Origin of the sequence: Acinetobacter sp. ABJ_C5_2, from assembly GCF_044538485.1 — a bacterium.
In the GTDB taxonomy this organism is placed as follows: Bacteria; Pseudomonadota; Gammaproteobacteria; order Pseudomonadales; family Moraxellaceae; genus Acinetobacter; species Acinetobacter nosocomialis_A.
In genome coordinates this window covers 1-257 of sequence record NZ_JBIUCS010000115.1, presented here as the reverse complement: position 1 = coordinate 257, position 257 = coordinate 1, and the positions used below count along the sequence as shown (strand labels likewise).

Genomic DNA, 257 nt, shown 5'->3' with positions numbered 1-257 from the left:
ATCTAAACTCTTGAGTGAACAATTTATTTCAGACTCAATTTTGCCAATCTGTTAATGAATAAACACGCCTTCGTCAGGTCATGCTTAATACCGTGATACTTAAATCACAGAAGTTAATAAACCAAGACCGAAATCTCTATTTACTAATTTCTGTAATCCGAACTTATCTTAAGTTCTGGTGGAGACTAGGAGAGTCGAACTCCTGACCTCCTGCGTGCAAAGCAGGCGCTCTACCAACTAAGCTAAGTCCCCAGCTT

Annotated in this window: 1 tRNA gene; it reads right to left on the bottom strand. The window is 39.7% G+C overall.

The window, feature by feature from the left end:
* Positions 1-176: 176 nt before the first annotated feature.
* Positions 177-252 (bottom strand) — tRNA-Ala (locus ACH8JV_RS19620).
* Between the last annotated feature and the right edge of the window lie 5 nt (positions 253-257).